Genomic DNA, 13,546 nt, shown 5'->3' with positions numbered 1-13,546 from the left:
ACATACAAAAAATAAGTAACATTTTTTAATATAGCATTTATGGAGAAAAAGGTAAAACAATACTTCTTATTTAACTGTCGTAATTCGCTAAAGAGTCGACATGTTCATCAATAAAAAAGAACTTGTGAAAATCACAAGTTCTCCTCCATGCATATTAAGCACTCTGATTGCCTTCCATTTGCGTTTTATACATATCGTAATAACGCCCCCGCTTTTTCATGAGTTCATCATGAGAGCCTTTTTCTAAAATGGTTCCTCTATCGAGCACAATAATTTGATCTGCGCTTTTAATCGTTGAAAGGCGGTGAGCGATAATAAATGTCGTTCTTCCTTTTTTTACAACTTCTAGTGCTTGTTGAATCATCGCCTCTGTTTCTGTATCAATACTAGACGTTGCTTCATCTAAAATTAAGATAGCTGGATCAAAAGCAAGCGCCCTAGCAAATGAAATAAGCTGACGTTCTCCAGTGGAAAGCGTACTTCCCTTTTCTGTAATTTCTTCATTTATATTATTCGCAAATCTTTCAGCACCAACATCATGCAATGCTTTTATGATACGCTCTTTTGAAATTTTTTCATTTTCTAAGCTTACATTGGAAGCGACCGTCCCGCTAAAAAGAAACGGGTCTTGCAGTACGATTCCCATATGTTCACGGGTTGCTTGTTTCGGCATCTCTTTTACATCGTGACCATCAATCGTAAGCTTTCCTTTTTCAAACTCATAAAATTGAAAGAGTACATTCATGATAGAACTTTTTCCTGATCCAGTATGACCGACAAGTGCCACTGTCTCGCCTTGTTTCGCTTCAAAAGAAATATTTTTTAACACTTCATCTTTTCCATTATAAGAAAATGATACATTATCAAATTTTACATTTCCTTTTAAACGAGGCATACGTTCTTCTTCTACCGGTTCCCCTTTTTCCTCTAACAATTCAAAGACACGTTCTGATGCAACGCGCGCTTGCTCTAAGTTTGCAAGCTGGTTCACCATATTCGTAATTGGCGAGAATAATCGTGTTAAATAATCGACGAACGCATACAGTACCCCAAGTGAAATAATACCTGTAGCACTTAATGACGCACCGCCGAAATACCAAATTACTCCTGTGAAAGCGATATTTCTTAATACGGCTACTAAGTTATGCGAAGTTGCTGCATTTAAATTTAAAATTTTATTTTGATACTTAAAATAATCGCCATTTAATTCTTCAAATTCTTTTTTCGTTTCACGCTCTTGACGGAACGCTTGAATAATTGGCATCCCTTGAATGGATTCATTCACTGTTCCGTTAATATCAGATAAGCGAGAGCGCATTTTATGATTGTATACAGACGCATATTTTCTATAAAGAATCGCCCAAACAATTAAAATTGGGATAATTAATAAACATAATGAAGCGAGCTTCACATCTAATAAAAATAACGCAGCGAATATCCCAATAATATAGATGATACTAGAAACGAATGTTGCCAGCACCGTTACATATAAATCACGAATGGCCTCTGTATCATTCGTCACACGCGAAACAATTTTCCCCGCCGGTAAATGATCAAAGTACCGAATTGGCAACGTTTGAATATGAGAAAAAACATCTTCCCTCATAATTTGAATAATTTTGTTCGCTGCCTTCTGCAAGAAGAACTGCTTTCCGTATGCAAATAATGACACGACTACTAATAAAGCGAAATAGCCACCACCAAGTAATAATAGACGGTTTATTTCTGGTTTATAAAATGCAAACACTTCTTCTTTCGTTAATGCTTTCGCTTTATACACTTGCACCGCCTTACCATTTTGAACGGTAATCATATCCCCTTTTACAGTCCGTGACCCTTCCGCATTTACTTTATTCGGTACAAAATAATATTGAAAACCGACTTGCATTACGCGTACTTCTTTTCCTTTTTTCTCGCCTTGTTCAAAGCGATCACTTCGCTTATAAAAAGCCCCATTATACGAAACAGCATCTTCACTCTGTTCTGTTTCATACCAAGGTTTCTCTATCCCGACGATATGATCGTCAATCATCGTTTTAGCGACGAAAGGACCAGCAAGCTCTGCGATGACGAAAATAAATAACATTAACATCGCAGCAAAAATCGTCCCCTTCACTTTCATCGCGTATTGAAACAACCGTTTTGAAACGCTCATATTTTCACCCCACTATCCGCACTTTCACTTTCACCTTGTTGTCTTTCAAACTGCTCAGCATACCAGCCTCCCTTTTGGATAAGCTGATCATGCGTACCTTCTTCTATAACTGCGCCTTCATCCATAACGAGAATCCAATCCGCATGTTGCACTGCAGATAAACGATGCGTCGTAATAATCGTCGTCTTTCCGCTTCTTTCCGTTCTTATATTTTCAATGATCGCTGCTTCCGTACGAGCATCTACAGCTGATAAAGAATCATCCAAAATTAAAATTTCTGGATTTTGAATAACAGCTCGTGCAATCGAGATCCTTTGTTTTTGCCCTCCTGATAAAGAAACACCTTTCTCTCCAACGAGCGTTTCTAACCCTTCTGGTAAAAACTCTAAATCCTTTTTAAACGCAGCAATTTCAATTGCTTTCTCTAGTTCTTCTTCAGTCGCTTCCCTATTTCCGAATAAAATATTTTCTCGCGCTGTTTTTGAGAACAAAATATGCTCCTGCGGTACATAACCAATCCAGCCGAGTACATTTTCATTCGTCATTTTATCTAAAGTCACATCAGAAACTGCAATATCTCCATCTCCAAGCGGATATTGGCGAAGAAGCTGACGTACAAGCGTCGTTTTCCCGCTTCCTGTTTTTCCGACAACCCCTAGCGTTTCTCCTTGCTTTAATGTGAAAGAAACCTTTTTTAAATTTCCTTCAGTTGATGAAGGATATGAGAAAGACACATCATCAAACTGAATATAATCCGGCTCTTGCACAAGCTTTGGATGTTTCGGATTCTTTACATCTGGCTCATACGCTAACGTTTCATTCACACGGTCAAGCGAAGCATTTCCTCTTTGCATAACATTAATTAATTCCCCAATTGCAAACATCGGCCAAATCATCATCCCTAAATACACGTTAAAAGAAACGAGTTCACCAAGCGTCACCTTTGACTGGAACACAAGGTATGCACCGTACACTAAGCCGATTAAATAACTAAGACCGACAAGCATTTTCACAGTTGGTTGGAATAATGCATCAATCTTTGCTACCTTCATATTTTTTTCGTAGACGTCATCTCCTAAATGATGAAATCTTTCCTCGTCTGCATTCTCTTGTACGTATGCACGAATAACGCGCACACCAGCGATTGATTCAAGCACTTTATCGTTCATATCACCAAACGCATCTTGTGCAACTGTAAATCTTTCATGCAATTTCTTTCCATATATATTCATCGCATACGCCATAATTGGAAGCGGAATAAGCGCTGCAAATGTAAGCTCCCAACTAATTGTAAACCCCATCATAAAGACAATCGTAAGCATATATAAACTAGAATCCACAAGCGTTAATATACCAAAACCAGCTGTCATAGCGATTGCTTTCAAATCATTTGTCGCTCTCGCCATTAAATCACCAGTACGATTTTTTTGATAAAAAGTCGGCGTCATCTTAAGTAAATGCCCCATAAATTTAGAGCGCATCGTTTTCTCAAGTACGAATGCACCGCCAAACAATTGATGTTGCCATACGAAAGTAAGGCCATATCCAACGATCGTAACCCCTATTAAAATAAGAATAGACTGTATAATAGCTTCGTTCGATAACGTTCCTGTTTTTATGTTATCTATCGTAACCCCTAACACTTTCGGGGGAATCACTTCAACTATATTCACAATTAAAAGAGCTCCAATGGCAATACTATATCTCTTCCAGTGCTCCCTAAAAAACCATTTTAGCTTTAGTAATACTGATAACAATGTAACCTCTCCCTTCTCGTTCTCGTTTACCTCTCATTTCTTTATCCACTATCCAGACCTATCACATTTACATTTCGTAACCCATACAATCTCATCACATTTTTCCACCTTCCAAAGTTTTTTATCGGAACTAAACAAGGGAAAATAAACAAAAAAAAGCATACCGCCGCTTGACGATATGCACAGGAATGCATAAAAAGCGTACGTTACGATATACGCAACGTACGCTTCTTATAAGACAAAGATGCCCTATATATCCGTACGGGTTGCGTAATGATATGAATGTTTTCTGCCATTTAACAGAGCTAAGCCCATTACATTTACGATTACAATCATTACGCACACCCCCTTTCATTTATTTTCCATTTATAATCTTACAACTTTATTGAGTATTCTGTCAATTATTTTTTCACACTTTAAATAAAAATATATGATACACCATTTTGAAATAAGGGAATGTTCTGTAAGAAAGGGCATACAAAATAAAAAAAGAATAAGAAATCGTTTTCACAAACATTTCATTTGAAAAATGTTATCAAACCCCCTACAATCACCTTATACTCACTCTTACAAGTTGCTATTTTAGGAGGACTAATCATGACAACTAGCAATACGTACAAATTTTATTTAAACGGAGAATGGAGAGAAAGCTCTTCAGGAGAAACAATCGAAATTCCATCTCCATACTTACACGAAGTAATTGGACAAGTACAAGCAATTACTCGCGGAGAAGTAGATGAAGCAATTGCATCTGCAAAAGAAGCTCAAAAATCATGGGCTGAAGCTTCCCTACAAGATCGCGCAAAATACTTATATAAATGGGCTGATGAGCTCGTAAATATGCAGGATGAAATTGCCGATATCATTATGAAAGAAGTCGGTAAAGGATATAAAGATGCGAAGAAAGAAGTTGTTCGTACAGCTGACTTCATTCGTTACACGATCGAAGAAGCTTTACATATGCACGGAGAAAGCATGATGGGCGATAGCTTCCCGGGCGGTACAAAATCTAAGCTTGCGATTATCCAACGCGCACCACTTGGTGTTGTATTAGCAATCGCACCATTTAACTACCCAGTAAACTTATCTGCTGCAAAACTTGCACCAGCATTAATTATGGGTAACGCTGTTATTTTCAAACCAGCAACTCAAGGTGCAATTAGTGGTATTAAAATGGTTGAAGCACTTCATAAAGCTGGCCTTCCAAAAGGTCTTGTAAACGTAGCTACAGGACGCGGTTCTGTAATTGGTGACTACTTAGTAGAACACGAAGGCATCCATATGGTATCGTTCACAGGTGGTACAAACACAGGTAAACATTTAGCGAAAAAAGCTTCAATGATTCCACTTGTATTAGAACTTGGTGGTAAAGATCCTGGTATCGTTCGTGAAGATGCTGACTTACAAGATGCTGCAAACCATATCGTAAGCGGTGCATTCTCTTACTCTGGTCAACGTTGTACAGCTATTAAACGTGTACTTGTACACGAAAACGTAGCGGACGAGCTTGTTAGCTTATTAAAAGCGCAAGTAGCTGAACTATCAGTTGGATCTCCAGAACAAGATAGCACAATCGTTCCATTAATCGACGACAAGTCTGCTGACTTCGTTCAAAGTTTAGTTGACGACGCTGTAGAAAAAGGTGCTACAATCGTTATCGGTAACAAACGTGAGCGTAACTTAATTTACCCAACATTAATCGATCACGTAACAGAAGAGATGAAAGTTGCTTGGGAAGAGCCATTCGGCCCAATCCTTCCAATCATCCGTGTTTCTTCAGATGAACAAGCAATTGAAATTGCTAACAAATCAGAGTTCGGTCTGCAAGCAAGTGTCTTCACTAAAGACATTAACAAAGCATTTGCAATTGCTAACAAAATCGAAACTGGTTCTGTTCAAATTAACGGACGCACAGAGCGCGGCCCTGACCACTTCCCATTCATCGGTGTAAAAGGTTCAGGTATGGGCGCACAAGGTATTCGTAAGAGCCTTGAGTCTATGACACGTGAAAAAGTAACTGTATTAAACTTAGTTTAATCTTATAAAAAGAAGCTGATCTATAAATAGATCAGCTTCTTTTCTATATAAATACTTCCAAAAACGAAGTATTTCATTCTACTTCCGATTTGGTTTTCCAAATCGAACTAAAACATGCCATAATAATTTTAATTCCTGAAGCACTTCTTCATAAGTTCCACGATCACTCCAAGATAATGGATTGCACTTCAAATCCACTACAGCAGAGCCAATTATATTTGCATCGATACAATGATTCCGTGCAATGCGTCTTGCTAAAGATGGCATTTTTGAACCTCTAAAATCCATCGGAACTTCGTCTACCGCAAGTACAAAACCGATGTGCCAATACAAATCAATAGCATACTTCAGGCAAATTTCTTCTAAAACTCTTCCTACATCCGTACCCTTAAATGAAGGATCTGCAACAAGCGCTTCCACGTCTTCTTTTAGAGAAATCTCTCCATGAATCTGCGCTTCAATATAATGATTAAGATTACGGGCTGGCTCTTTGCTTACTACATCTATAAACGGCCCTTTCAGATTAGCCAGTAAATGATTAATTAATATTGTTGGAGTCAAATTTCCTTCACCAATTGCAAAATCTCTTACGAATGTCTCTTCCAAAAGAGCAGCTAAAATCATATCAAACTCCTCATAAGTCCCCTTTTCTTTCGGATCTTGATGCGAATCTAAATATGTATATGTAGAACGCGAAGAAACTTTTGGAGATAAGAGAAAATAACAGGAACCAAAACGCGGAGCTGGCCCATCTGGATGTAACATTAAATTTAGCGCTCCGTATTTTGGACGTTGATCATTCGTTACGCCTTCTAATTGATATGCCCCTCCAAATATTCTCTTTTCCCAAAGGTCACGTTCACCACCAGGATAAGCAGATACGCTTCCATTAGATAGCAATGTTTCAAACTGACTTTTATATACTCCTTGCTCAAATAGTGCTTCAGCAACACTTTTCTTACTCGAATCTAGTCTGTCTGGATGAAAGTGTAAAGCAATCCTTGCGTGAGATTTTAAATTAGCGACAGCCTCTTCAAATATTTCATCTGTAATATTTGACATTTTAAGTATATGATTAATCGTTGCTTTAGCCTCACGTTTTTCGTTCTCTGCATATTTTGAAATATACTCTAAAGCAAATAATTGAGATCTTGATAATTCCATAATCAAACCTCTCCTTTAATTAAAATGACCTTAATCATTTCAATTAAAAGCTTATTCTTTCCTTCTTATGAAACGCACCTCATTTATTTAAAAACGTAATTTACTAAATCTTAATTATGCATACACGCATTTTTCATAGGCAAATGTACACATTCTACAGAAATTTGATACCCTAGCCATCGCTCAGCAATATGTTCAAATGATAAAACAGATCCCGTTGTAAAAAAACGATGTTTCGGATTCAGATTGTCAGACAAAATTCCTTTGTGCTGTAAAATGGTGCTTAACTCTATCGCCGTTTCTTCTGCAGAACTAATAATCGTTATATCTTCTCCTAGTTCCTTTTTTATATAGGACTCTAAAAGTGGATAATGCGTACATCCAAGAATTAACGTATCTATATCTTCTTTCGTTAATGGAAGTAAAGCTTGTTTCACTTGCTGCGTGACATATGCTGTATCTTCTAATTGATTTTCTACAACTGTGGCTAAAGTCGGGCAAGCATAGCTATGCACTTCCAAATATGTATCCAGCTCGTGTAATGCTTTTTCATACATATTAGATTTTATCGTACCTACAGTTCCAATTACCCCGGTTTCCCCTTTCTTTGTTACTTTAATTGCCGCTCTTGCTCCTGGATGTATAACGCCAATAACTGGAATGGAAAGTGCTTCTTGCAGCTCAGTCAATGCAGCAGCTGCAGCAGTATTACATGCTACGACTAGCGCTTTTAATGGAAACTGTTTGAGAAACTCAACCATTTCAAATACGAAAGATTGCACCTCCTCTACACTTCTTGGTCCATACGGGCAACGCTTATTATCACCAATATAATAAATGCTTTCTTTAGGCAATTGTCTTATAATTTCGCTCGCAACTGTTAATCCCCCAACTCCCGAATCTAGCACACCTATTACTGAATGTTTATGACATACAGACATTTACTTCATCCCCTTTTCAATCATCTAGCGCTAATAATATGTATTATATTACGAAAATTCAAATATCACATAACAACCCCTCTTACTTTTAATCACAAACTCTTCTCTATAATCTGATTATTACTATATCCATTGACGTATAAAAATTCATTTGTTACTCTTAAAGACGTTAATTTAATATTTAAATCCTCATTCGTATCTCGGTGAGGTAGAGGTTGCAATCATTAAGAGTATCATTTCAGGAGATGTAGTGGCATTGATGAAGGAATGAGAAAGGAATGGTTGCCGAAGTAAGTCGTGTCCACCATGCACGCTTGCTGGGTCTGCATTTAATAAGTGCAGAACTGTCACAAACGTTTCGTTTGTGGAGAGCTATCGAGAGGTATGTCGTGGGTTTCTTATAAGATAGAAAGCATGTAGCGGCAAATTACATGCTTTTTTTGTTTTGTTTGGGACTTCTCTTCCTAACTCAGGAAGACATACATATCTCCTCGCTTGACTTGGTTATACTAACTTTGGAGGTATTTTCTATGCAACAAAAAAAATGGGGCTTTTGGGTACTAACAGCTTTCGTTGTCGGTAACATGGTTGGCGCTGGTATTTTCATGGTGCCAAGTACGTTGGCACAAACAGCAAGCCCACTCGGTGTCACTTTAGCTTGGTTAACTACAGGGTTTGGTGTTTTAATGCTAGCTCTTGTTTTCGGTAATTTAGCAATTCGTCGTCCTGATTTAACGACAGGGCCACAAAGTCATGCATATGCTTTATTCTCAACACCAAAAAAGAAAAAAATGGCTGGTTTCAGTATGGTATGGGGATATTGGGTTGCAAACTGGGCAAGTAACGTTGCCATCATTACATCATTTGCGGGATATTTATCACTCTTCTTCCCAATTATGAAAGATACGCGACTACTATTTTCAATCGGTTCGTTTAACGTAGAAGTCGGAAAACTAATTACATTTACGATTTGTTCCATCTTACTTTGGGGAACTCATATTATATTAACAAACGGTGTAAGCGGAGCTGGAAAACTAAACTTCTTAGCAACAACAACGAAAGTAACTGGATTCCTTTTATTCATCATCGTTACGTTATTTGCATTCGAAGCTTCTAAATTTGGACAATGGTACACACCGATGATTGATAAATCAGGGGCATCACACGGTCTTCTTTCACAAGTGAATTTAGCTGCTCTTACAACACTTTGGGCGTTTATCGGAATTGAATCAGCCGTTCTTTTATCAAACCGTGCTGTTTCTCCAAAAACGGTAAAACGCGCAACAGTTGCGGGATTACTTATTACAGTTGCCATCTACTTAGGAATTACAATTTTAACAATGGGTGTACTTCACGTTGATAAATTACAAGCTTCTGAACGTCCATTAGCAGATGCACTAAACGCTGCAATGGGTCATGGCGGCGGGAAACTGATGGCATTACTTGCTCTTACTTCCCTGTTCGGTTCTATCTTAGGCTGGATTTTATTAAGCTCAGAAGTACCTTATCAAGCAGCAAAAGAAGGTTTCTTCCCTTCCTTCTTCACGAAAACAAATAAAAAAGGAAGTCCAATTTACTCATTACGATTAACAAACATTATGTCGCAAGTATTCCTATTCTCAACATTATCAGGAACCATTGCGGAAGCTTATACATTCGTTATTACCGTATCAACACTGGCCTACCTCATTCCATATCTCGTTTCACCAATCTTCCAGTTAAAACTAGTCGCAACTGGTGAAACATATAAAAATGAAATGCGGGCAAGAATTACAGATGGCATAGTCGCAGTTATCGCACTTTGCTACGCACTATGGGTTATTAAAACGGGCGCATCCGATATAAAAACGTTCCTTCTCGGAATTGGTTTATTCGTAATCGGATTTGCTTTCTATCCATTAATGAATCGTGATCAGAAAAAAAATAACGAAAAGAAAAACGGGCAAGTTGCATAACGCAATTTGCTCGTTTTTTCTTTTGTAAAACATATATAATAGAACAAAGAGGTGAAAAACATGTCAATCGAATCGCTATGGAGCAGTCGCTTCCAACAACATATTCAAAATATCATTACATACTTTGCACGTATGATTAACGGTTTACTATATAGCTTTATCTTTATTTCATGCGTTGGTGCATATTATTATGCTCAGTTTCTAAAAGCATCTCCTTCTAAAGGAATATCTTTAATAATTATAACGATTGTACTTACATTCATTATAACGAGATGCCCTATCCGTACATTTATTCAAAAACCTGATGCTGTCTATTTACTAGCACTAGAAGAGAAATTAACATCTTATTTTAAAAAATCTCTTCTATACAATTACATCATGCAGCTTTTCCCATTATTATTTACGTTCCTTATTCTCGTTCCACTTGCTATGCAATCATTGCAATTAACTGTACCTTTTTTATGTACAATCTTTATCGTGTTAATGATTACGAAAGCCTGGAACATGTACATACATTGGATGTGGCGTGATAGTCACGAAAAAAATATATGGCTAATCATTCGTATTACTTGTAACGCCCTAATCATTTACATGCTGTTTTATTCCGCAAATGTTCTCATATTGGGCGGACTACTCTTACTACTTGCTTTCCTACTTCTATATACGAAAAAACAGCCTACAAAACGAATACCGTGGGATTACATAATCGAGCAAGAAGAAAAAATGAACGTTCGTTTTTATCAATTTGCTAGCATTTTCACAGATGTTCCGCAACTGAATAAACAAGTAAATAAAAGAAAATGGCTTACAAATTGGATTGAACCTTTATTACATAAAAAACGAGCAACTTTCTTCTATTTACATACATTAGCATTTTTACGTGGAAATGATTATTTCGGTATATATATTCGCTTAGGATTGATCGGTGCTTTCGCCTTATATTTTATACCAAACATATACGTAAAAGGCGCTATCGCATATATCGTCCTATATATGATTTCTATGCAGCTCCGTTCCCTGTGGAAATATTTTTCGGGAAATATTATTGTAGCATTATATCCAATTGATACTGAAAAGCGAATGAATCAATTTCTTCACTTAATCTTTATATTGCTAAGCATTCAACTTGTTGTATTTTCAATTGTTATACTCATTGCTACAGGTCAATTTTTACATAGCCTTATCATTATGATTATCGGGTTACTTTGGATCAAATTTATTATTGTACCAAAAACGAAGCAACGCATTTCTTCGTTTTAACGAAAAGAATTATCTTAAAAGCCAAGGAGAAAATAAATGATCTCCTTGGCCTTTTTATTTTTTAATGTTAAACCTATCGTTCATACTTAATTAAAAACTTTAGGTATGTTACTCCTGTTTTTCTTAAGCTTAGAGTGCTATACAAACTCCCTTTCTTCCCCTTCATGTTTTAGGTTTTAATTATGATTTTTACATACAAAAATCATAATACATGTTTACGTCCTAATAAAAAGGGTATCTATTAAATTAACAAAGTAAAGGAGGGGCCTATATTGTGAATAAAAAAATGGAGCAATTGAAGCACCATGTTACGGATAATCAACGCAAACATGCTTTAACAACAAACCAAGGAGTAAAAATAGCCGAGGATGAATTTTCTTTAAAGATGGGCTTAAGAGGCCCAACCTTAATGGAGGATTTCCACTTTCGCGAGAAAATGACCCACTTTGATCATGAACGAATTCCTGAAAGGATTGTTCATGCACGCGGAGTTGGCGCTCATGGTTATTTTCAGCTTTATGAATCGTTAGAAGCATATACGAAAGCAGATTTTCTTACTAATCCTTCAAAGAGAACACCTGTATTTGTACGGTTCTCAACCGTTCAAGGTTCTAAAGGATCCAACGACACAGTAAGAGATGTACGCGGATTCGCCACAAAATTTTATACAGATGAAGGAAACTATGATTTAGTGGGTAATAATATGCCCGTATTCTTTATCCAAGATGCTATTAAATTTCCTGATTTTGTCCATGCAGTTAAACCAGAACCACATAATGATATTCCTCAAGGAGCTAGCGCTCATGATACCTTTTGGGACTTTGTTGCGCATAATCCTGAGTCCACTCATATGGTCATGTGGCAAATGAGCGACCGAGCTATTCCGCGTAGTTTACGAATGATGGAAGGTTTTGGAGTTCACACATTTCGACTCATTAACACAGCAGGAAAAGCCCATTTCGTAAAGTTTCACTGGAAACCTACCCTTGGGGTTCATTCATTAGTATGGGATGAAGCTCAAAGGATTGCTGGGAAAAATCCTGATTTTCATCGTCAAGATTTATACGAAGCAATTGAAAAAGGGGATTATCCTGAATGGGAGCTTGGATTACAGTTAATTCCAGAAGAAGATGAACATAAATTTGATTTTGATATTTTAGATCCAACGAAATTATGGCCAGAAGAAGAAGTTCCCGTAAAATTAGTTGGTAAAATGACATTGAACAAAAATGTTGATAACTTCTTTGCTGAAACAGAGCAGGTAGCTTTTCACCCTGGTCATGTCGTAACAGGTATTGATTTTTCAAATGACCCTCTTCTGCAAGGAAGATTATTCTCCTATACAGATACACAATTATCTCGTTTAGGGGGCCCTAATTTCCATCAAATCCCTATCAATCAACCCGTATGTCCTTTTCATAATAATCAACGTGATGGTATGCATCAAATGCAGATTCATCGCGGTCAAACAAGCTATCATCCTAACGGATTAAATAACAATCAACCTGCAACCGTCCAAGCCGAACAAGGAGGATATGAACATTATCAAGAAAAGATTGATGGGCATAAAATTAGAGGTCGTAGTAAAAGCTTTCTTAACTTTTATTCTCAGGCTAAACTTTTCTACAATAGTATGAGCCCTATTGAAAAGCAGCACATAAAAGAAGCTTTTTGCTTTGAAGTTGGGAAGTGTAAATCAGACATGGTGAAGGCAAATGTAATTGCTCTCCTAAACCACGTCGATCGTCAATTAGCACAAGAAGTCGCTAACATTGTTGGAGCTCCTTTACCTAAAGAAAATCACGAAGTAAATTCAGATGCAAAATCACCTGCACTAAGTATGTCCAATACTATTTTTAAATCTGATTCTAAAAATGTCGCAATTCTATTAAATGGTGACCCAAGCGTCTCCCTTCTGTCCGAATGGATTCAAGCTTTTGCACAGCACCGAATGAACTATAGCATCATAGATAATAAAATTTATCATTTCAATGATTCCATTAAAGTAACTGATACTTATACAACAACAGACTCTTCGCTTTTTGATGCAGTATTAGTGTTTAGTAGTGAGTCTGTCATTCACCCCCCTGTTTTAGAATTTACAGAAACTACTTTTAAACATTTTAAACCGATAGCTCATGTCCTTAGTAATCCTCATGCTTTGGACAATAGTAAGATTAAACTGGATGGAGCAGGAGTTTATAACCTAACAAACACTTCAATTGAATCATTTATAGAAGGTATTGCCCAAGGAAGATTCTGGAACCGATAATATAA

8 protein-coding genes and 1 riboswitch are annotated in these 13,546 nt (G+C 37.0%); of the genes, 4 read left to right on the top strand and 4 right to left on the bottom strand.

All coding sequences use genetic code 11. The features are described from left to right. Positions 1-154 precede the first annotated feature (154 nt). Positions 155-2,155, bottom strand: a complete 2,001-nt coding sequence (locus ACTL4X_RS04500) for an ABC transporter ATP-binding protein (protein WP_000116641.1) — start codon at positions 2,153-2,155, stop codon at positions 155-157. Further along, positions 2,152-3,912, bottom strand: a complete 1,761-nt coding sequence (locus ACTL4X_RS04495; RefSeq protein ID WP_071740650.1) for an ABC transporter ATP-binding protein — start codon at positions 3,910-3,912, stop codon at positions 2,152-2,154. The genes ACTL4X_RS04500 and ACTL4X_RS04495 overlap by 4 nt, the downstream gene beginning before the upstream one ends. Before the next feature lie 597 nt (positions 3,913-4,509). Here ACTL4X_RS04495 and gapN point away from each other — a divergent pair. Beyond that, entirely contained in the window at positions 4,510-5,949 is a 1,440-nt protein-coding gene (gapN, locus tag ACTL4X_RS04490) for an NADP-dependent glyceraldehyde-3-phosphate dehydrogenase (RefSeq protein WP_071740649.1), read from the top strand. A 78-nt stretch (positions 5,950-6,027) separates the two neighbouring features. Here the strand turns inward: gapN and ACTL4X_RS04485 are convergent, their stop codons facing one another. Both ACTL4X_RS04485 and racE read right to left on the bottom strand, forming a co-directional pair. Further along, positions 6,028-7,113: a DUF3626 domain-containing protein gene (locus ACTL4X_RS04485; protein ID WP_000423678.1), complete on the bottom strand. Its 1,086-nt coding sequence runs from the start codon at positions 7,111-7,113 to the stop codon at positions 6,028-6,030. Positions 7,114-7,223: 110 nt separating this feature from the next. After that, a complete protein-coding gene (gene racE / locus ACTL4X_RS04480) occupies positions 7,224-8,054 on the bottom strand; it encodes a glutamate racemase (RefSeq protein WP_071740648.1) in 831 nt (276 codons plus the stop codon). A 201-nt stretch (positions 8,055-8,255) separates the two neighbouring features. Then, positions 8,256-8,437: riboswitch (Lysine riboswitch) on the top strand. Between the two features lie 147 nt (positions 8,438-8,584). Here racE and ACTL4X_RS04475 point away from each other — a divergent pair. From ACTL4X_RS04475 to ACTL4X_RS04465, 3 genes are all read left to right on the top strand, one after another. Further along, positions 8,585-10,009 (top strand): amino acid permease, encoded by a 1,425-nt coding sequence (locus ACTL4X_RS04475; protein ID WP_001186299.1) that lies wholly within the window; start codon positions 8,585-8,587, stop codon positions 10,007-10,009. A gap of 60 nt (positions 10,010-10,069) precedes the next feature. Then, positions 10,070-11,269: an ABC transporter permease gene (locus tag ACTL4X_RS04470; protein WP_071740647.1), complete on the top strand. Its 1,200-nt coding sequence runs from the start codon at positions 10,070-10,072 to the stop codon at positions 11,267-11,269. A gap of 274 nt (positions 11,270-11,543) precedes the next feature. Continuing rightward, positions 11,544-13,541 carry a catalase gene (locus tag ACTL4X_RS04465; protein WP_071740646.1) on the top strand — a complete coding sequence of 666 codons (1,998 nt, stop codon included), beginning with the start codon at positions 11,544-11,546 and terminating at the stop codon, positions 13,539-13,541. Positions 13,542-13,546: the final 5 nt, after the last annotated feature.

The sequence above is a fragment of the Bacillus sp. RE35 genome (assembly GCF_052146655.1).
GTDB classification, from domain to species: domain Bacteria; phylum Bacillota; class Bacilli; order Bacillales; family Bacillaceae_G; genus Bacillus_A; species Bacillus_A cereus.
The sequence above is the reverse complement of the archived record's forward strand: the minus strand, read 5'-3'. Positions and strand labels throughout refer to the sequence as shown.